Source organism: Pseudovibrio sp. Ad13 (assembly GCF_001623225.1).
Classification (GTDB): domain Bacteria; phylum Pseudomonadota; class Alphaproteobacteria; order Rhizobiales; family Stappiaceae; genus Pseudovibrio.
Genome location: NZ_LMCC01000019.1, coordinates 182444 through 202875, shown reverse-complemented (window position 1 = coordinate 202875; position 20432 = coordinate 182444). Strand labels below are relative to the sequence as shown.

Below are 20432 nucleotides of genomic sequence, written 5' to 3'. Positions count from 1 at the left end.
TGATAGCTAAACGCCTGCCAGTGTAGACGCCCATCGGGTGACCAGCTTCCGCTTGGTCCCTGCACTAAAGACTTTCAAGGGGTGTTTCAACGAACCCGCCGGGTGATGCGTTACTTCACCCGGTAGCTCCGCCCAGCCCACGCCGCACTGATGGACGGTCCACCAGCTGCCCGAATACGTGAGCACAAAACTGAGAATAAGCGGGGTTGAGGGCAGGGGGATAAGTTTTTAGCGTTTCTGAACTAAAAAATCCCGCAGGTGAGGCGGGATTTTGGAAGTATGTTTGTGCCGTGTGGTCGTCGCTAAACCTTCGCGCCTTTGCGACCGAAGCCGATGACGCTTTCGGAGACTTTGTCGAGGGGCCAGCGCGGGCGCGGGGCTTCGTTCATGTCGTCGCCCTTACCGTTTTGCTCCAGAATAGATGGGTCTTCGGCAACGAGTTTTCTCAGGCGCTCCGCTCCAGCCCATGCAATCATTGCGGCGTTGTCTGTGCACAGTTTGTGCGGTGGTGCGATTAATTCTGCACTATGTTCCGCGGCAACCTGGTTGAGACGAATCCTAATTGCTTCGTTTGCTGCAACACCGCCCGCAATAACCATTTTGACAGGCGTATCCGGATAGCGATCTTTAAATAATTCGAAGGCTCTTGCACTGCGTTTTCCGAGAACATCTGCGACAGCTTCCTGGAAGGAGGCGCACAGGTTGTTGACGGTTTGCTCGCTGACAGGCTCTTCTTTTAAGGCGGCGGTGCGCACTGCTGTCTTCAACCCGGCAAAAGACATGTCGAGGCCGGGGCGGTCCAAAAGTGGGCGTGGCAGTTTGTAGACGGTTGGATCACCAAGTTTTGCAGCTTTTTCTACAGCCGGACCACCGGGATATGGCAGGCCGAGCAGTTTGGCTGTTTTGTCAAACGCTTCACCAATCGCATCATCAATGGTTGTGCCCAATCTTTCGTATTCCCCAAGAGCTTTTACGAGGAGATACTGGGTGTGTCCGCCGGAGACGAGGAGCAGCAGGAATGGGAATTCAACCTGATCCGTCATGCGTGCGGTGAGAGCGTGCCCTTCCAAATGATTCACTGCAATCAATGGTTTATCGATTGCCATGGCGATAGATTTTGCTGTCATCAAGCCCACGATGACGCCGCCAATGAGGCCGGGGCCAGCGGTTGCAGCAACTGCGGATAGATTAGAGTACTTCACATTTGCTGTTTTCATCGCCTGATCTACGATACCATCCAGCAACTGAATGTGGGCGCGCGCCGCAATCTCTGGTACAACACCGCCGAATGGTGTGTGCTCATCGATTTGAGAATGCACCACGTTGGACAAAATTACGCATTTGCCATCTTGATCAATCTCAAGGACAGCAGCGGCAGTTTCGTCACAACTCGTTTCTATGCCGAGGATGGTCAGCACGTTTGGTCTCCTTTGGCCGCTTGGTTTTTGTCGTTCTCTCATGCGCAAAGCATGGTTGATTTCGCGGGCCGATGATTTTATGTCGCTCATCTAACATGAGCCCCTAGCATTGGGAATGTGATCCTTGCAAACAAAACCTATAAGAATTGGTACACGTGGAAGCGCCTTGGCACTGGCCCAGGCGTATGAAACACGCGCTCGTCTCGCGAAGGCACACGGGTTAACCGATGATGACTTCGAGATTGTTGTTATAAAAACAACGGGAGACCAAATTCAAGATAGGCCTCTTTCCGAAGCAGGCGGCAAGGGCTTGTTCACTAAGGAAATTGAGGAAGCTTTGCTGGATAAGTCCATTGATCTGGCAGTTCATTCTTCCAAGGATATGCCGACAGTGCTGCCGGATGGTCTGGGCATGACCGCTTACCTTCCACGTGAAGATGTGCGCGATGCTTTCATTTCTCCAAAGGTAGAAAAACTGACAGATCTTCCACAGGGTGCTGTGGTCGGGTCTTCCAGTTTGCGTCGTCAGGCACAGATTAAGCGTCTGCGGCCTGATCTTGATGTGGTGATGTATCGCGGTAACCTCCAGACCCGTTTGCGCAAACTTGGTGAAGGTGTGGTTGACGCAACCTTCCTTGCTTACGCTGGTCTGCGTCGTCTGGGACAAGGTGATCTGGTTACGTCTTTGATGGATGTGGAGCACTTCCTTCCTGCTGTCGGGCAGGGCGCGATTGGTATTGAGGCGCGTCTTGGTGATGAAGAGACTGCGCGCATTCTTGCGCCGATCCATCACGCTGAGACTGAAAGCCGCCTTTTGCTGGAGCGTGCTTATCTGGCTGAGATGGATGGTTCTTGCCGTACGCCGATTGCTGGTCTCTCCCATGTGGAAGGGGATCGTATCCGTTTCCGCGGTGAGGTGATCAAACCGGATGGCAGCCAGACGCACACAGTTGAAGGCGAAGGCCCGTTAAGCGATGCTGAAGAGATTGGCCGCGAGCTTGGCAAAGAGCTGAAGGCGAAGTCTGGTCCAAACTTTCTGGAGCTCTAATGAAAATACTCGTGACCCGTCCTCAGCCTCAAGCAGATAAAACTGCACAGAAGCTGATTGCTATGGGACACGAGGTGATTGTTGAGCCGATGCTGAGTTTCCAGCCGCTGACCGTTGACGGTGATGTGGCTGGGGACGCCAAAGCGATTGCTGTGACGAGTGCGAATGCCATTGAAGCCCTTGTCTTCAATGGTCTTGTTTCACAGCTACAGCACCTTCCTCTCTATTCTGTGGGTGAGGCGACAGCCAAAGCTGCAGAGGCTTCCGGTTTCCAAGAGATCATATGTGCGGATGGGGATGTTGATTCCCTTGGCGGACTGATTGCGGATAGCAAACAGGCGGGGCCTGTCTTTTACCCTGCAGCGATTGACCGCAGTGGTGACCTGGCCGGACAACTTGAGCAGCAGGGCATTGCCTGCCGTATGGTGGAGGTCTACCAAATGGCTGCTGCGACTGGCTTTTCTGAGAAAACCCGTGAACTGATTGAAGCAGGGATGCTGGATTGTGCGTTGTTTTATTCTCCGCGAACAATTCAAATTTTTCTCAGCCTTTCAAATCTTGAAAAAACCATAGTGTTTCTTAACTCTATGAAAGCATTATGTGTTTCTAAGCGGGTTGCAGAGCAGGCTGGAGCGTTTGGCGAGGTTTTTACTGCGAAAACGCCGCGTGAGGATAGCTTGTTTGAACTTCTCAATGGTTCGATAAGTTGAGAGGAAGTGATTTGCACTTCTCTGAGCCCTATGGAGAAGTCGCAGTTTGTTTGGCAAGGTGCTAATTCTCCCTGATAGCAGTTTGCTAAAGGGATGCTTATGTTAAGAAAGAGGCCTCTTAAGAGGTCTTGTCGAGATTGCGTGACTATGAAAATTGGCGCGGCTGGAAACTGCTTAAAACGCGCCATTCTAGGAGGTTTTGATGGCTGCTGATGACAAAAAGGGTGGGGCGTCCACCGGGGCAGGCTCGGGTGGTGGAACATCATCACGGAAATCTCCGCTCTCCAGTGGATCCCGAAAGCCTGTCACGATTGACCTGCCTGCGAAAGACGTTTCCAAGACTGATAAGCCTGCCGCGAGCGCTGGTCCTGCGGCCAAGCCTGCTGCGAGCAAGGCGACTTCTACCAAGGCGGGCTCTGTGCCGCCAACTGGCAAACAACAATCACAATCATCCGCGAAGACTGAAAATACTGAAACGACGAAAGCTGCTGCTGCGAAGCCTGCAGCGGGCGCTAAACCAGCTGCGGGTGCATCTTCTGCCTCAACAACAGCCAAGCCGACTGCTGCTGCAAGCGCAAAGGCCGCTGCTGATGAGAAGAAGGATGCTGCTGCATCCAGCACAGTAAAGCCTTCTGCTACGAAGACGACAGGCACCAGCAAGGCAACGACTGCTAGCAAAACCTCCACCGCTTCTGCTGCGAAAGAGCCTGTGAAGGGCAAAGACGATAAGGCTGGTTCGGGTGGCAAGGATACGCCTCCGCCGCCGCCTCCTTCTGGCAAAGGACCCGGCGGGCCTGCTGATAAGCCTCCGCATCCGCCTAAGCAAGGTGCTGGATTTGGCGCGATGCTTGCTGCTGGCGTTATTGGTGCGCTGATTGTTGCCGGTGCTGGCGTTGGTCTGCATCAGGTTGGCATGCTTCAGATGATTGGTGCCGGCTCTGGTCAGAATGCGACCGAGGTTCAGGCTCTTCTGGAAAGCTCAAAGAACCGTTATTCGCAGCTGAGTCAGGAAATTACGGCGCTGAAAGATCATGCGGCGGGTAGTTTTGCGGCTAAGGAAACCATTCAGAACCTGACTGATCAGCTGGATGCGATCCAGAAAGAAACCAGCAGTAAATTGAGTGATGCGACTGCAGGTGTGACCGCGAAGGTGCAAGAGCAGGTTTCGACTCTTGGTGCTGAGATTAAAGAGCTGAACGAGCTGATTTCCAACGGTGCTGCCGGTGATGGTGCTGCTGTTGCCAGTATGAAGAAGACACAGGATCAGCTGACGAAGCAGGTTGCTGATCTGACCGCTGCGTCCCGAAAAAATGCCGAGCAGGTTCTCAAGGGCGTGCAAGGCAGTCTGACGGATTTGCAGAAACAGTTTCAGGCATTGAAAGAAGCGCCGACACAGCTGAAGGATCTCGGTTCACAGTTGGCTGTGACTGGTTCCAAGGTGGATGAAGCGCTTGCGCAGATTGGCAAGTTGACGGCTGAGCAAAAAGTTCTTGAAGGCAAGATTGAAGCGCTGACGCAGGCGAATGCCGAGACAACACAGCAGATTACCGCACGTGTTGACCGGTTGGAGAAGGCTCTTGGCACTGCAAGTGCGCAGGAGCGTGCGGCGCGTGCAATCGCGATTGCCTCTTTGCGCAACGCAGTGGATTCTGGTGAGACCTATGAGGCGGAACTGGCTGCCGTTGAAGCTGTACTTCCGGGTGATGCTGCTGAGTTGGCGCCACTGAAGGCAAGTGCCGCGAGTGGTATTCCGTCCTCTGCCGCGTTGATTGCCGGATTTGGTAAGGTCGCGCGTGATATGAGTGCGGTGTCGCTGACGAGTGAGAATGATGATGTGGTTGATCGTCTGTTCTCCAGCGCCAAGTCGCTGGTTTCTGTCCGGACGCCGACTGATAGTGACGGCACGAGTTCCGGCGAGTTGCTTGGCACGATGGAATCCCGGGTTTCTGCGGGCGATCTTGCCGGAGCGATTAAGGCTTACGATGCTTTGCCAGAACCGATGCAACAGGTTGGTGCAGCGTGGGCCGAGCAGGTGAAAGCCCGTTTGGCAGCAGATGAATTGGTGAAGAAAATCACCGCTCAAGTTTTGAAGTCGCTTGTTTCTGAAAACAAGTAGTATCGGAAAGGAGCGAAGGACATGGTCCGCGTTCTCATCTTTTTCGCGTTTGTATTTTTGCTGGCTCTTGGCGGAGCCTGGATGGCAGACCGTCCGGGCGTCGTTACGCTTGAATGGCAGGGGTATGTTGTTCAGGCAAGCTTGCTGACAGCTGTTGTTGCGTTTGGTGCTTCCATCGTGGCGTCGATTGTGGCTTGGGGCTTCTTCCGGTTGATCTGGAAGTCGCCAACTCTGGTTTCCCATTTCATGCAGAGCCGCCGGAAAGACAAAGGCTACGATGCCCTGTCTCAGGGGCTGCTGGCCCTTGGCTCTGGCGATACGCTGCATGCGCGCAAGTTTGGTCTGAAGGCGGATAAACTGCTGGATGGCAACGAGCCTGCTGCTCGCCTGCTTCTGGCGCAGGCCTCTCAGCTGGATGGCGATCATGCAGAAAGCCGTCGCCGGTTTGAGGCGATGCTGGAAGATGATCGCTCCATGGCTGTGGGTTTGCACGGCCTTTACATTGAAGCGGAACGGGAAAGTGAGCCTGCAGCTGCACGCCATTTTGCTGAGGAAGCCTTTAATCTGGTTCCGGGTTTGCGTTGGGCCGGCAATGCCGTGCTTGGGTATCAGGCCGTTTCTGGTGACTGGGAAGAAGCCATTGCAACGCTTGAGCGCAACTATGCTGCTCGCATGCTGGACAAGAAAACTCTTCGTCGCCAGAAAGCTGTACTGCTAACTGCGCGTGCTCTTGAGCTGGAGAATGAGAACCCGGATCGTGCACGCACGCTTGCCGTTGAAGCGCATGGCCTTGCTCCTTCGCTGGTACCTGCTGCGATTGTTGCAGCTCGTTTGCGGACACGCTCAGGCGAGGTGCGCAAAGCGAGTAAGATCCTTGAAGCGACCTGGAAATTGAGCCCGCATCCAGACCTTACTGACGCTTATGCTCATGTTCGTCCGGGGGATTCCGTCACAGATCGTCTGAGCCGCGTCAGAACACTGGCGAGCATGCGTGCTTATTCTTCTGAGGGCGCGATTGCGATTGCTGTTGCTGCGATTGAAGCCAAGAAGTTTGATGAAGCACGTGACCAGCTCAAGCGCGTTCTGCGCTCTGAACCAACGCAACGTGCGTTCTTGCTGATGGCTGATCTTGAAGAGCGCGAGCATGGTGATCAGGGCCGCATTCGTGAGTGGTTGTCCCGCGCTGTGCGTGCGCCAAGCGACAAAGTCTGGACTGCAGATGGCATTGTCTCTGCCAACTGGGCGCCTGTTTCTCCAAAGACAGGCCGTGTGGATGCCTATGAATGGGCAGCACCGGAAGGGGCTGTGGATCAGGAGCAGTTGATTGAAGTCATCGATGACAAGCTGTTTGAACCACCTGAACTGGCAGCTCCTGTACAGGTTCTGAAGGAACCGGTGGAGGCGGATATCGTTGTGCCTAAACCGCAGGAAGCAAAAAAGCCTGCTGCAGTGAAAGACAAGCCTGCGGAAGCACCGGCGGCAAAGGCTGACGTTGCTGAACCTGTTGTTGTGACAGAGACGGCGAAAGAGCCACCTGCTGAGAAAAAGCCAGATGAGCAAGCCAAGGCTGAAGAGCCTCGTGCGACTGTCGTACCTGTGGAATCTTCCAGTTGGGCGCCGACCAAAGCCAATGAAAAGGCTGCGGACAAGGCAGAGGACCCTTCCAAGACTGAGAAGGAAGCTCCGAGCTCGCCGGATGACAAACCTGAGAAGAAAGATGAGAAGCTGGTGGAGTTCCCGCTTTCTCAGCTTCCTGATGACCCAGGACCTGAACCAGATGATGAAGATCCGAAAACTCCAAAGGATCAGAGTTTCAGGTTCTTCCGCTAAGAGTGCGTTCCGTTTGATTTGTTCAATCAAACGAGAAGAATTCGCTAGGCCAAAAATATTAGAGCATGAGGCGTGAATGCTAGTGTACGCGACATGCTCTAAGAGACTTGCACAGGCAGGACGCGTGCTCTTTGTTGCGTCTCCTGCCTTTGTAGATTGATGGTGGATGCATTCTCTGCCATTGCAAATCATACTTGCATCTTATTGGGAGCTTGGGTATCAAACTTCCACTTTCCGGCACACCCCTTGTGCTAGTTGGAACGCCGCTGTAGCTCAGATGGTAGAGCACGTCATTCGTAATGATGGGGTCGAAGGTTCGAGTCCTTTCAGCGGCACCAGTTAATTCAATAGGTTAGCGCAAGCTCTTGGAGATCGTCTTCGAGGGCTTTTTTGTTGGGGTGTACCTCAGGGTATACCTTTTGAAGGTGCTGGGGCTCTCAGGCAATTTCTGGCTTTGGGTAGTGATCTGCGGCGCATGCTCATGTTCAACTGGCATCGTGCCGTGAATTTAGACCACGTTTTAATCTGCTGTCTATTCATAGACCGAGTAGTGCTTATGCCTGCAGTAAAGGCCTAGCATCATTCGGCAGCCAAGGCCTTGCGCACTTCGAAGGAATCTCTGACATTGACGGTAGTTGATTGCGAAGGGTGCAATTCAGGGTGGGTCAATCATGCGAAAAACACAAATCGAAGAAATCAGTCTCGGAGCTGCTGACCTCGCCAGTTCGGCAACTGATTTGCTTGGGTACTTCAACAGCTCCACCGAGAGTGGCAGTGTTTACTTCAATGTGAAGAAAAACATACATGGGACAGATATCAGTTACGCGGACTGTCTTAGCCGAGTAGTCGTAGTCGCAGACATTTCCGAGACGTTCGGGAAGTCGAACCATTCCCTCCTTGTTCCCTTGCCTCGGATTTTGCAGTTGAAGCAAGCGATAGACGGTTCGAAACAGCACCTTGATACCCTCGCCAACCAATTTCGGCAGATTGTCCAAGGCGGTGGAGGAGTAGGATCCTTCAACTATGACAACTTTCACCTCCAAACCGTTAATGGTCAAAACCATGACTTCAGGGCTTTTTTTAAGAACTTCTGTGACACAACTGAAAGCCTACTAGAGGCATTTTTCAGTATCTTAGTCGTCTTGCGGCCCTCCAAGGCAACCTTCAGCTTTCAAGCGGCGGCGAATGCCTTGTCTTCCTTAGTACAGAGTTCGAGTGAGGAAATTGAAAAACTGCGGACTGAAAACATGGAGCTTAAAAAAGCTGTTGCGGACGCTTTGACAAAGGCATCTGACACAAGGACTGCGTGGGAAGAGGCTGTTCGCTTAAAAGATGAAAGTGCGAAGGAACGCAAAACTATCGGCGAATATCTTGCCGACGCCACGGAGAAGAAGGCTTCTATCGATTCCATTCAATATTTGGCATCGTCTTTAGAGGATGAAGTGACGCAATACCAAAACAACTTTGACGGCTTCGACAAGCGACTCAAAGCTCGTAATGCTGACTTTGAAGAAGGGAACCAAATCCAGAGGCAGCTCTTTGAGAGGTTTCAAGAACAAGAACAGTCGGTCACTGACCTAATCAATCAGAGTGAGGGTATGCTGAAGGGGGCTACGGTTGCAGGGCTTGCAAGTAGCTTCTCAACCGCGCACGAAGAGCTTGGAAGGCAACTTCTGTGGGCAAGGATAAGCTTCTATATTGGAATATTTTTCCTATTCATATCAGCTGTTCCTTTGATGGTTTATGTGTTTCTGCCTATCCTTGTCCCCTTCTTGCAAGGAAGCTTTCCAGAGTTGGCGAGCATCGCTTCGACTAACAGTCCGCAAACCGAAGTTACAGGATGGCAGTATCTAGGTCAGGTTATGGCTCGTTTCATCATCTTGCTTCCTGCCGCGTGGTTTGTTTCCTTTTCAGCGATACGCCATTCTTCTTTGTTCCGACTTCGTGAGCACTATGCCTACAAGTACTCGATGGCCGTTTCTGTTGAAGGTTTCCAGAAGCAAGCTAAAGGCTATGAGAACGAAATCGCAGCTCTTGTCTTGGAACAACTTGCCTTCAATCCTGCTGATAAACTCATTCCCTCAAAGGACATCAAAGAAGGAAAAATCCCCCAACCGATGCTAAATCTATTTTTAGAAAGATTTCGTTCGGGTTTAGATAAAGAAACTAAGTGAAATTAGCGACTGCTCCGGTATCAAAGTCCTGGCTTTGTTCCAGGTCAAGTTGAGTAACTTCATACTGTTCCGAGGGAGGTTTGAAGCTCGCTCTGAAAGGCCGTTACGGATTTGAGTTATAACCCACTGCTTAGTCTCTGAATGAATCCTATAGTGCTACTTGTAGGGGCTTGCGCTTGTTTCCCCCGCTATTGACAGCTCCAAGATTTCACACCATGTTATTTCACAGCTGGCCTAAGGTCGGTGAGCGCATCAAACAGAGGTGCGCGGGAATTGGCGTTCCTACTAACCAAAAGGCGTTCCCACCACGCCACGACTCTTTGTGAGCGTGGTTTTCTATGGTCGGGCGAATGAGAGCACGTATGTGCGCCGCTTCCTTTTGGGCGGTAACGCCAATCTTGTTCTGCCCGACCACCAGAAATTGGCGTTTCTTTCGTCGGGTTTTCAAATCAAAAGGAAACCGGCTATGCATACTTCAAGCGATTTCTCAGACCAGACAAACAGCTTGCTCCAAGTGGCAGTAGACTTCGTTGCCCAGCGCTGTGAGGTCAACTCTGTGGGAGAGATGATCCATCTACATGTGATCCTCACCCAAGATGAAATGGACCGGCTAGCACTCTTTGGTGCAATGGTTGATGAGCTGGAAGATCCTGACAGCTATGAGTAAGTTGCTGACTATCAATACTTGCAGCGATTATTGAAGCGTATCTTTCCATGAACTTAAAGGGTCCTTGGGGTGGTCTACGGCTTGGGGCAAATGCCACTTCAAAAATTGCTATGCGGACTTTACTGCACTGCAGGGGCTTAGGCAGATGAAAGTCCGCCGCTAGTGTCAAGGGGGCAGAGCTGGAGATTAATCTCTTGCGTGGCCATTTAGGATGTCGAAATACCTCGCCCATTGGTGATATTGGACCTAAACGGTATTGCATGAGTTTTTGTCAAAACTAGAGGTGATGATTTGAGCGACGTGAACGACATTTATTTGGATGGAAAATCGTTCGGTGATCTGTCTATGACTTGGCACCACGCATGCACTCTATGTTTTGCCAACGGTGATTTGTATCGCCGAACTGTGAAAACAGCGCACCCCGTAGTTAGGCAAACGATGCTCGAATGGTGCGATGATCCAGATACCGAAATAAGCTATCTACTCGCTCCCGGCGAAAATGTTCGGCGCAGGCTCCATATACAAGGCTACACTGATGAGCGTTGCCGCGACCTTTGGGAGCGGGAGTACCAAAAGCACATTGCTTACCTTGAAGAGATGAGCGGAAAACATGATCTGCAACATGAAATAGCTGCTCAAAAAGGTCTTTCGTTCGACGACTGGATAGAACGGGCCAACCAGTTGGATCTAGATCACTGGGCGCGACGCGGTGTCATTGAGTTTGATTTGAACGACATGTATGCCAGCTTGGCGTTAGAGCTCCAGTATTTCAATCCAGAGTACGTTTGGACTGACCTCGCATCTTTTTCTGATGATTTCGCCGAGGAACTGACGGTCCATCAAAATCTCAGGCGATTGCATCAATTTGAAGATGAGCATCAAGAGTTCATTCGTGAAACCGGTACAGTCCTCATTTTGACAGAGGGTAAGTCTGATACCGAAGTATTGTCGATAGCTATTCAGGCTATGTATCCAGAGTTTTCTGATCTATTCCAGTTTGTAGATTTTCAGGAATTTAGCATTCAAGGTGGCGCATCTATGCTTACCAAGATGGTCAAGGCGTTTGCAGGTGTCAGGATGGATCAGTCCATATTAGCCCTGTTTGACAATGATGCAGCAGGACTGGCGGAACGGCAACATGTCGATCGCATCAAGGCTTTGCCGCAAAACATCAAAACGATGGTACTCCCAGAGCTTGAACTTGCTAAAGATTATCCAACGATCGGGCCTGAAGGGGAGCGGCACATGGATGTAAACGGCGCTGCTAGCTCGATTGAATTGTTCCTAGGAAAGAAAGCTTTGACTGATCGGAATGGTGAACTTCATCCTATTCGTTGGACGGGGTGGAACACTCAAATCAAACGTTATCAAGGGGCGTTAGAAAACAAAGATGACATCACGAAGCGGTTTTTGACCAGAATGAAGAAAGGTGGAGATCCGATTGCCCTTCGGACTGAATTTTCCGAGTTAGATCAGTTGCTAAGATCTATTTTTAGTGCGTTTCACTAGCCCTCACTTGCAGTGTCAAGCATCGTGTTGCGAGCCAAGCAACTGCATTGGTAGAAGCGGACAGTCAAACAGTTTGGAGCGAAATACGAATAAAGCGGAATGAGAAGCTCCCAGGTCGTTTGCCCAAGATGGCATTCGGGTTCAAATTTTGCTACTCACTTTATTTTTTCAACTATACTTTGGCTCGTTCAGCGTGCTACCCAGCGGCATGGGAAGTTATTGCGAACTAAGATTTGACGATCTCTATATCGACACTTGGAAGTCGAGCGTTCCAGACGACATGATATCACTTTTTCAGGAAAACGAGCGGTTGGTCGTACCTGACGAAGAAGATCCGGAAGCAGGGTGGGATAGTATCCTTTACGAAGCTCAAAAGGAGGATGTACTCCTTAGGCTTGAGCTCATGGGTATCACTCTTGAAAACTCCAAGGCTGCATTCCAAGAATGGCACACTGCAAAGCTATATACTTACAAGGAGTGGGTAGCTGATGGCAGTGACTGGGCAGCAGAAACCCTAAAAGCTCTCGAGAAATTTTCTCTTGATGAGTGGATGCGGCGCTGCCGATCAGTCATTAAAAAACGATATTCTTTGGACCGTGACGAAGAGCCTGAAGACGAAGTGGAACGACAAATGTTGGATACTTTTTCCAACGAAAGTTGGCTCTTCTTTTCGTGTGATGATGTTAGATTTGTCTACAGGTTGATTCTAGAGGCCTGCTCGGACGTGGAACTGATATCTCTCGATGTTTCAGCATTGGTTGGCGGGGGTTACTACGACGAAGGGTTTTGTTTGATCGCGGAAGCTCGCAAGCCTGACGCCCTCAAACGATCAATTTTAGAACCCGTAGTGATAATGGCCGAAGGCAAGACCGACATGCAGGTGCTTAAGGCATCGCTGACTGCGCTCTATCCTAATGTTTCAGAGCTGTTTTCCTTCTTCGATCATGACACATTGAACGTAGATGGCGGAGCCAGCTTTCTGCTCAAATTTTTGAAGGCATTTGCTGCAGCTCGTACGCCGATGAAGATCCTAGCGCTGTTTGATAATGACGCGGCTGGGCGTTTGGAGTTCGAAAAAATCAAACAGTTAACGCTCCCATCCAATATCCGCGCGCTTTGCTTGCCAGAGATTGAGTTGGGACGTTCGTATCCAACTGTCGGACCTCAAGGCGTACATACAGTGGATGTGAATGGGGATGCTGTTGGTATCGAGATGTTTATGGGGCGACATAACCTTTGTAATGAAAGAGGCGAATTGCTTCCGATCAGATGGACGCACTACTTTTCTAAAGCACAGTCATATCAAGGTGAGATTTCGGAAAAAGAAAGAGTTCAGAAAGCATTCTTTGCAGACATCGCCGTCGCAGATAACAGTGTAGCGGCACGTGAACGATTTCCAGAGTTAAATCTTTTGTGGCTGGCGATTTTCGATCAGATAAAATGAAAATGACATTTTCGGAACCCTCGCCTGACGAACTTTGATGTTTGCTTTTTACGTTACTGAACAGGGAGTTTGCGCCCGTTACGAATTTTCGCTTTCTGACCTCAAGCAACAAGCTAAATGTGGGCGCCCTGAAGTCGCAATCTTGCTCCTATTAAGGCTGTGACACGTAAAGGTAAAGCGTTCGCTATGGGCTCAAATCAGCCTTGAGTTAGCTGTCCAGCAATCACTTTGCGTTTCACCGCTGCTGTGGTATTGGTCCGCCCAGAGCTTCAGAGTGCCTAGAGCACCAGAGAGCCGATCCCCCACTTAATTACTGCAGGCTTCATCAAGTGAACTTTGCTATTTGCTTTGCTAGATCCGGAAACGGTTCCTGAGTGCTAAGCCAATCAAGAAAACAAATACGAGCCCTAGGATTCCTTCGGTAAATCCAGTCAATGATAGCACTGCTGAATGATAGTCTTCACCAAATAGCGCCTCTCTTGCCAGCCTGCCTTCGTTGCGAGCAAAGCCGAAAAAGGGAAGTAGCAAGCTTGCAGAGTAAACAAACGCGCTAGACCAGCTCGCACCTTCTTTGATTGCAAGCAATTGAAACACACCAGAGAACGCAAGCAATGTGGCTAGCAAGCCGATTAATGGACGGCTAATACTGCGCCCAAAGTTGCTGAAAACTTCATATACGTAGTTGGGCATCAGACGGAGCAAACGTACAAGCCGACGTCGCTGGAGTTCGCCAATTAGGTGTAACCTTACTTTACCGAACTGTTTGGAATTGAAAATGGGCCGGATTGCAGTTCGTAGCTTCATAAGAGGCTGTGTGTGCAAATGTTCTGGAATCTCAGTAGACCGGGCAGCCTTCATTTCCTGAGCAAAGAATTCTTGTTCAAGCTCGTGGTCTTTAGATTGGGTTGCCATTTCCTTCAGGCGTCGTAGACGATCTGCATCTTCATCAGCAAACTCGATTGGTCGTTCAATTGTTGCACCACGTAAGGTCACATGATGCCCAAGGGCTGTCTGGCGAAAATCTGGAATGCAAAGGAACTTTGCTCTAGATATGTCCAGGCTTCCATTGAATTTGCTATGCCTGAATGTAGCTTGCCTCTCAAACCTTGCCGCGTAGAAGGAGGCGAGCATTTCGAAAGTTGATAGCTCAAAACTTGTATCGGCGTGAAATTGTGCGTGGCCAAGAGAGGTTATGCCTTCAAAGTCGCAATCTACAAGCTGTGAACCAGCTCTGAAAACTGTGCCCGGGAAGTTGGCTGATTTATGAAATGTAGTGCTTTCAAAGCGACAATTTTTAAAAAATTCCGCATCTTGAAAGTTAACTTCCCTCCAAAATAGTACTTCGATGAATGAAGCGTAATGGCAGAATTTTGATTTGTGGAACGTTGCTTCGCCAGAAAAGATGGTTTGCTTAAAATTGGCATCCTCTTTGAATTGGGCCTGAGCGAAAGTACATACCTTTTTAAACTTGGTTTGAGGAAAGTAGACTTTTCCTTCAAAACGCGAATGCTGAAATGAAACTGGCTGTATGAACTGAGCATTAGCAAAGTCTGTTTCAGACTTGAATTGCACGCCATTGAAGCGTGCTTCTCCTTGGAATGTCGCATTTTTGAAACGCGCATTTAGTAATGTTGCATTGGCAAAATTTACCTTTCCAGTAAAAACGAAGTTCTCAAAGTTCGCCGACCCTTCTTCTTCTTTTTTTGGAATGTTGCCTTCAAATAGAACCTCCCAATCTTTACCTTCTTGTCTGGCCCAACGGTTCCATTCAACAGCACCACGTTTCCACAACGCATATGCATCATCACCTGCAAGTAACCTTTGTTTTCTGGACATTTTGATCTCACCTGTCGCGCAGAAGGCGATGTTCGTAGAAGTAGTTTTTGTATGATGGACTCTTGTTAAGGCTGAGTTCAACAGCGGATTAAACTGATCAGCCTTTTTTAGCGGGGCTTAGCAGAATGTTACTTGGCTTCCTAAGCTCTGACTTGTGCTGTTAGCTTGGTTTGATCGCATACTTAGAGGCAAACTGTTGATGCTGGTGATGTGCCTTGAGGGGGCGTTTTAAAGCGTGCAGCAGTTCGATTTGAACTTCTGCCTATGGTTGTGACATCTGAGGGCGTTTCCTACTCTATACGGGCTTCTAAGTCTTAGGAAGCGTAGTCCTGCTTCCCTCTCTGCTTGAGTGCTCTTGAGGGGGGGGGAATGGAGCGGCTAGCGCTCTTTGGCACGATGGTTGCTGAGCTGGAAGATCCTGATAGCTATGCGCAGGTCAGAGATGTTGGTGCTTGTCTAAGTGGTAGACTCTGTGTGTGCTTATTGTCTGCTCACTCTGCCTGACAACTAACAGCGTTTGGGCAGCACTCTGAGGGGGAGATACTGTATGCTTTGCCGTCCTCTTGGTGTCCCTATGCTGTCCTCGCGGCTTAAATTTATTTTCAACGGCATAAGGTTAGAGTGAGTTCCCGTGTCCCTGTTCTGACCTTCTGTTGTTTGGTTGAGTTGCTGTCGTGCCTCTGTCGCACTTCGCTGAAACTGGAGGTTATTAGCCCGTGAAATTGAAGGGGTATATCGGGTTCTCTTTTGTCGCGATATCCGGTGGGTGTCTGTCGCGCATGTAAAGGCAAGAACTTTGCTAACTCCTTGGCTGGCTCATGCCTCAAATGCATGGGCGTGCCTGTTTGTGTTCTGCCTCTGGGCCGCTTCCTGCTTCTGCGTCCTGATATCGAGTGTAATTACAAATAGTTGTCGGGCTTCCCGCTGTGCCGCTTTGAGGCACGGCTACCGGCTACCTAAGCTTGGTTGATCAGCTGGTTGCCCCGGTGGCAAGAGCGCGGCTTAGATATTGATTTCATTTGCTCATACCTGGTTGCTTTGCCGGTTGCCATCTGCCCTGCTTCGCTCTTCCCCCACGGGGTAACAGCAGTCATCTCCTCGTTCCTCTTCAACCTTCAGCAGGAATCGGGGTGCCGAATTATTTTCGTATCCCCCAAATTACCCTTCAACAAAGTAGAACATTGAATTAATTGACGTTTATGCAAGCTCTTCAAGTTCCTGCCACCGGTCTACTAGCCTTGCGCAGTTTAACATTGTAGCCAGCAATCAATGTGAAGGTCAGGTCTTTGGGCAATTTGTAGCCCTTTTGGGCTCGCCCATAGCTGTCTTTTGAGATGTGCCCAAATTTGGACCGATCTTCTGACAGGTCATTCAGCATCTTCTCAATGTCACGAAAGACGTGTTTGTGCTGCTTGCCTGTATACTCAGCAAGCTCGCGACTGCACATTGTTAGAGGGTGTTTGCTATTCCGCTTGCTGATTGGTTTGCGGTCTGGTTTGTCGCAGGCTGGCTTAAAATTATACAACTCACTGTAACCACGCAGCTTTAGCCGCTTACTCGTTTTCAGAAAGCGCACCTCGCCTTGAAAGGTGGTCGCTCCTATCTGATCGAGGAATTGGTTTGCGCTTCACCGCTGCTGTGGTAATGAATTGAACAGAGCTTCAGAGTGCCAAGAGCACCAGAGAGCCACAGAAGTCAGTAAGCAGGCTTTCGTTTGAGCCGTACTGTACTCAGTGAACATTTGCTAACCACTCTCTTGTTCCAAGCATTTATCAAGCACGCTCCACAAAACTTGTGCGTTTTAGGATATCCCAACGTTCCAGTAAGCAACAGTTTCTTAGTGGCTCACAGTGAGCTGCTGTTTGTTGTCAGTAAGCGAGAAATGCATTGAACTCTCTATAATTAACAGGTCAAATCACATCTCGTGTAATTTACATTTCAAGATAAAACGTGAGTATTGATCATGGTTATTGAGGTCAGTCGTGAGAGACTAAAGGATTTGCTCGTCGACCCAAGAGAATCCCCTGACTTTGAGGTGAAAAACTGGCTTGATTTGCAAGGGTCTAATGAGGATAAGGCTACTGTGGCCAAAGCTATTCTCGCTATCGCCAATAGTGGAGGAGGGTTTGTAGCTTTAGGTCTTCTTGAAACGGATGCAGGTGTTGTCGAGGCAGAAGGACGTCCTGCTGATTTCGAGGGATATAGCCAAGACCTAATTAATGGCATCGTTCACAATTACTGTGATCCTCCCTTCCATTGCGCCGTCCATATTGTCCCAAGCCCTGAGGGTGCTCTGTATCCAATCGTGGTTGTTCCCGGGGGACATCGCGTTCCCGTCCGCGCTCGTCGGGCGGGGCCTCATGGAAACATCGTAACTAGCAATGCAATCTATGTCAGGAAGCCTGGCCCCCGAAGTGAAACACCTCAGAGTGCTCAGGAATGGGACGCTCTTCTTGATCGTTGCTTGCGTAATCGACGTGATGACATGTTCGATCAGATAAGGGATCTGATCACTGGGGCTGTTCCCCAAATAGAGCGTGAGGCAGAGCCTGCTGCTCTTGAAGAGTGGACCAATGCGAGTCACTTGCGATGGGAACACCTCGTAGAGCCGTTGGCAGAAAATTCTGGCCCTCGATTTCCGCATGGAAGCTATTGCTTTGCATATGAAATTATCGGTGAACGTCGACATATTACTCCAGCTCAATTTTCTGAGTTGCTAAAGCGAAGCGAGACGCGATATACCGGATGGCCTCCTTTTTGGTATCCGACAAGAGAAGGGATTGAACCTTACCCAATAGATGGTTCTGTTGAATGTTGGCTTGGCGGCGACCCCCAAATGCGCATTCAAGACAACGATCCCGCTCACTCGGATTATTGGCGTGTTAGTCCTGAAGGCTTTGCTTTTTTGCTGAGAGGGTTTCAAGAAGATGGAGACGACCTTGATCTTCCACCCGCAACAGCGTTTGATGTCACGCTCCCTATTTGGCGGGTTGGTGAAACGCTTCTTCATGCTAGGAGACTAGCAAATAATCTTTTTGAAGGAACAGCTACAATCCGCTTCTCGGCTATTTATTCAGGCTTGGCGGGTAGAGCATTGACTAGTATCGAAGGTCGAAGGCTGATGCGGCAAAGGAGAGTTGCTCGTCAGAACACAATTGAACTAAGCACACATATAGATGCAAACTCTATTGATCCTAATCTGCCGGAGATTGTGCAGCCACTTTTGTCACCGCTTTATGGACTTTTTGATTTTTTTGAGCTGCCAATGCAGCTTGTGACCGAAGAACTATCTCGGATGAGAAGTGGAAATTTTTAATCCTTATAATAATCGACATTCTACTGCTGGCATATTTTATATACAGCAGTAGTTGGTTTTCATATTGGTGATGACGTAGTGTTGGAGCAATTTTTCGGTTTCTTACAACAGTCCCCTTGATCCAACTCACTATTCTGATGCTAGCTCTATCTAGAGCACCAGAAAGTCCGCACTAGCCGTTTTAGGCCTGTTCTGGGCGCTTTCTCATCCTTGCTTTGATTAATCCAGTTCATTTGCCTTGAAGGCGCCTCATTATGGCTTCTGGCGCTTGTGCTGTGTTACGCTGGGCGTTTTAAAGCGTGCTGCAGTTCGATACGGACTTCTGCCTATGGTTGTTGGCGTCTGAGAGTGTTTCCTGCTCTATACGCGCTTTCTAAGCCTCAGGGCGTGTAGTCCAGCTTCCCTCTTTGCTTAAGTGCTCTTGAGGGGCAAAATGGAGCGGATGCCGTGATAGGGCTGAACTTTGTCGTTTTTCAGCTTTAAAGGCCTTGCTTACCTTCCCTTTTTAAAAGGCCCGTAGAAGCAGAAAAAGGATATGCAATCAATCCATTACACCTGTTTGGGTGAGGGAGTTGTCCTCTGCTTCTCACTCGCTTTTTAGAGCGGTTGGAAAGCAACGCCAAGCGGATAGAGGGAAGATCGGCCAAATGCAGCCAAAATGCGAAACTGGGCGAGTACGTTAAAAGGGGGCGGTTTTACATGTTTTGAAGGTTGGGGCTTTGATTTACTTAATCTTTTTCGTCTGAACCTGTCATGTAACCCCGCTATTTTTTCAGCTGTAACGGGCCATAACGTGGGCTCCGCCACCGTAGCAAACTGAAAAAATCGAAATACGGTCCCTAAACCGGGGGGGTAGGCACGATGCAGTCTCAGGGGTGATACTCAAGTCCATCGAACTTACCTCTTTCAATGATGAGGCCCAGTATGACGTCAGTATCACAAAGGCTGGTCGTGAGTAGTCTTTTGAGCTTTCTTTTTCTCCAAGCCGTTCACGCAGACTCTCTTGGCAAGTATGAACAGATTGCGCCTGCATTTATGGCGTCAGTAAGCAAACTCAGGATCCTCATAGATGACCAAGTCAAAGATAGTTGCCTACCTCAGCCAAATCAGCTGAAAGACAAAATGGAAATTTCATTACGCAAAAATGGGTTGTCTGTGGTTGAAGATTATACCAGTGATGCCAGAGTGGACATAACGGCATTTGGTTACAAAACAGACGGTTCTTGCGTGGTCCATTTGGAAACATCAGTTACATTTTTTACGTACGCTCAAATACCAAACTCCAAATATGTAAAGGAGAATACCAGTGCTTTCATCTCCTATAACATACAGTTTCAGGCTAGCTTGCTGACTGGGCCTGATATGCAATACCGATTAGTGCAAGCTGTCGAGCGCCATGCAGATAGTCTTTCTCTGGAAGTTCTTCGCGCTAGAGAAGTCAAATACGAGTATCGATAGAGTTCAGGTGCACGTTGGCACGCATAGCGAATCCGTCTAGTTGAGGTTGTATGACTCATCGCCATTTCAACCTCATAGTGTTTTGCACCTTTTGTGCCGTTTTGATTATCATCCCGTTTTGGGCAATGTACTTCGAAGTGTCAGGCGTCAAAGGACGTCCAATCGAATGGCTCCAGGTGTTCTCTGGTTTTTTTGCTTTAACGATTGGTGGGGTCACTCTCTTCTTTGTGAGAGTTCAACTTAAAAAAGCTGATCAGCAACTCACGAAGGCTAACGAGCAACTGGTTAAAGCCGATATTCAGATTGAACTTGCAAACAAACAGCTCAAGCTTGCTGACACGCAACTTGATCTTGCGCGAAAAGACAGTGCTGTGCTCACTTTACAGTTGAGAGCCAATGCATGTGCTACAATTGAGGCTGATCTTTTGCTCATTGATCAAGTTCTACGTCGTTTCAATGGTGTAGAGATGAAAGCAATCCAGAACGCTTTCTCCCAAATGACCAACGACTACAGTGCCGTATCGTACGGAGGTCAAGTTCGTAGACAAGCCCAAAACCTCCTTCCCGATTTAGATAAACTTGAAACCAGTCTATCGAAGAATGTTGAGGGGATAATTGCCCACCTTTCCGATACAACACGTAAGCAGCGTGAACTTTTTTCAACTTCATTTTCCGAGTACGTTGTTTACGTCCGAGGTTGTACCAGTAACTCGGGGAGAAAGCTGGATCAAAGTATTTTGGATTCAGTAGAAACCAACGCTACTAACTATTTGAATGAGCTACAAACAGCAGATCGTACGTATAAAAGCCTTCTTGATGAAGCTAAAATGCTGGTTGAATCTGAGTAAGTGTTTTACTTCATCATTAGCAGACGCCTGATCTCCGCTTCCATTGCCGGTGCAAAGG

14 protein-coding genes and 1 tRNA gene are annotated in these 20432 nt (G+C 49.4%); 12 read left to right on the top strand and 3 right to left on the bottom strand.

Annotated features, from left to right (window positions below; genetic code table 11):
- Positions 1-302 precede the first annotated feature (302 nt).
- Positions 303-1415, bottom strand: a complete 1113-nt coding sequence (tsaD, locus tag PsAD13_RS24350) for a tRNA (adenosine(37)-N6)-threonylcarbamoyltransferase complex transferase subunit TsaD (protein WP_063319730.1) — start codon at positions 1413-1415, stop codon at positions 303-305.
- Between the two features lie 127 nt (positions 1416-1542).
- On the opposite strand from tsaD, the gene hemC reads away from it, so the two are divergent.
- The 9 genes from hemC to PsAD13_RS24300 all read left to right on the top strand — a co-directional run bounded on the left by hemC (position 1543) and on the right by PsAD13_RS24300 (position 12916).
- Positions 1543-2466 (top strand): hydroxymethylbilane synthase, encoded by a 924-nt coding sequence (gene hemC / locus PsAD13_RS24345; protein ID WP_063291779.1) that lies wholly within the window; start codon positions 1543-1545, stop codon positions 2464-2466.
- Positions 2466-3176: a uroporphyrinogen-III synthase gene (locus tag PsAD13_RS24340; protein ID WP_063319720.1), complete on the top strand. Its 711-nt coding sequence runs from the start codon at positions 2466-2468 to the stop codon at positions 3174-3176. The genes hemC and PsAD13_RS24340 overlap by 1 nt, the downstream gene beginning before the upstream one ends.
- 202 nt (positions 3177-3378) lie before the next feature.
- A complete protein-coding gene (locus PsAD13_RS24335) occupies positions 3379-5292 on the top strand; it encodes a hypothetical protein (protein WP_063319719.1) in 1914 nt (637 codons plus the stop codon).
- Between the two features lie 21 nt (positions 5293-5313).
- The gene (locus tag PsAD13_RS24330; RefSeq protein ID WP_063319718.1) at positions 5314-7122 is read left to right on the top strand and encodes a heme biosynthesis HemY N-terminal domain-containing protein; all 1809 of its coding nucleotides are present in this window, start codon (positions 5314-5316) and stop codon (positions 7120-7122) included.
- 262 nt (positions 7123-7384) lie between these two features.
- Positions 7385-7460: transfer RNA gene (locus PsAD13_RS24325), tRNA-Thr, on the top strand.
- 333 nt (positions 7461-7793) lie between these two features.
- Complete coding sequence (locus tag PsAD13_RS24320; protein ID WP_063319717.1) at positions 7794-9296, top strand: hypothetical protein; 1503 nt, start codon at positions 7794-7796, stop codon at positions 9294-9296.
- Positions 9297-9762: 466 nt separating this feature from the next.
- Positions 9763-9963, top strand: a complete 201-nt coding sequence (locus tag PsAD13_RS24310; protein ID WP_063319715.1) for a hypothetical protein — start codon at positions 9763-9765, stop codon at positions 9961-9963.
- 291 nt (positions 9964-10254) lie between these two features.
- Positions 10255-11472, top strand: a complete 1218-nt coding sequence (locus PsAD13_RS24305; protein ID WP_153040962.1) for a hypothetical protein — start codon at positions 10255-10257, stop codon at positions 11470-11472.
- Positions 11473-11680: 208 nt separating this feature from the next.
- Positions 11681-12916, top strand: a complete 1236-nt coding sequence (locus PsAD13_RS24300; protein WP_063319713.1) for a HEPN/Toprim-associated domain-containing protein — start codon at positions 11681-11683, stop codon at positions 12914-12916.
- A 351-nt stretch (positions 12917-13267) separates the two neighbouring features.
- Here PsAD13_RS24300 and PsAD13_RS24295 read toward each other — a convergent pair whose 3' ends face one another.
- Positions 13268-14752 carry a pentapeptide repeat-containing protein gene (locus PsAD13_RS24295; RefSeq protein ID WP_063319712.1) on the bottom strand — a complete coding sequence of 495 codons (1485 nt, stop codon included), beginning with the start codon at positions 14750-14752 and terminating at the stop codon, positions 13268-13270.
- Between the two features lie 1210 nt (positions 14753-15962).
- A complete protein-coding gene (locus PsAD13_RS24290; RefSeq protein ID WP_063319729.1) occupies positions 15963-16199 on the bottom strand; it encodes a Rha family transcriptional regulator in 237 nt (78 codons plus the stop codon).
- A gap of 516 nt (positions 16200-16715) precedes the next feature.
- Here PsAD13_RS24290 and PsAD13_RS24285 point away from each other — a divergent pair.
- From PsAD13_RS24285 to PsAD13_RS24275, 3 genes are all read left to right on the top strand, one after another.
- A complete protein-coding gene (locus PsAD13_RS24285) occupies positions 16716-18068 on the top strand; it encodes a hypothetical protein (RefSeq protein WP_063319711.1) in 1353 nt (450 codons plus the stop codon).
- A gap of 924 nt (positions 18069-18992) precedes the next feature.
- Positions 18993-19526, top strand: a complete 534-nt coding sequence (locus PsAD13_RS24280; protein ID WP_153040960.1) for a hypothetical protein — start codon at positions 18993-18995, stop codon at positions 19524-19526.
- Between the two features lie 50 nt (positions 19527-19576).
- Positions 19577-20374, top strand: a complete 798-nt coding sequence (locus PsAD13_RS24275) for a hypothetical protein (RefSeq protein ID WP_063319709.1) — start codon at positions 19577-19579, stop codon at positions 20372-20374.
- Positions 20375-20432 lie beyond the last annotated feature (58 nt).